The organism is Streptomyces djakartensis, from assembly GCF_014651075.1.
In the GTDB taxonomy this organism is placed as follows: domain Bacteria; phylum Actinomycetota; class Actinomycetes; order Streptomycetales; family Streptomycetaceae; genus Streptomyces; species Streptomyces djakartensis.
The window spans coordinates 1-608 of record NZ_BMWE01000082.1; the positions used below are offsets into that span (position 1 = coordinate 1).

Consider the following 608-nt stretch of genomic DNA (forward strand, 5'->3'; position numbering starts at 1 on the left):
TGAGCCTTAAAGAAAGTACATTTGGCTTTATATCCACCGCAAGCCTTTCGCAAAGTTCCGAAGCAGTTCCTTCCCATCTGTCACTTTCCGAAAAGAGCGTATCCGCTATCTTCTCAAGCAGAGGTTCGGGCGGTTCTTTCCACATCTCCGTTTCCGATTTTGCAAAGTTCCACACCAATCGCTCGCTGTCCCTTACAAGATGGATTTTCATATCCTGCTGGTCTCTGCCAGCAACATCAAGTGTGGCATTGTTGGAAGTACGCTTGTCCTTACTGAGAACAAATGCACCGTCTGCCGCACCCATCAGACCATTCGTGCCTGAAATCATATCGAATATATCTTCCGATTTTTGTTTGCGTGTATGATGAACAATAAGCATTGAAACCTTGTAACTGTCTGCCAACGCTTTCAGCCTTGCCACAACATCATAATCACTTGCGTAGCTGTAATCTGCTCCGCCTGCTTCACGCACACGCTTTAAGGTGTCTATGATAATCAAGCCTGTGTCTGGGTGTTCCCTCATAAACCCTCTTATCTGTTCTTCCAGTCCGCCATTGACCGTTTTACATTCCGTTGCGAAATACAGATTGCCTGTCTCCTTTGCACCT

Annotated in this window: 1 protein-coding gene; it reads right to left on the minus strand. The window is 46.2% G+C overall.

Translation table 11 applies throughout. The features are described 5' to 3' along the window. Positions 1-608 (minus strand): AAA family ATPase (locus tag IE212_RS35805; RefSeq protein ID WP_190201947.1); only part of this gene is annotated, 608 nt, incomplete at both ends.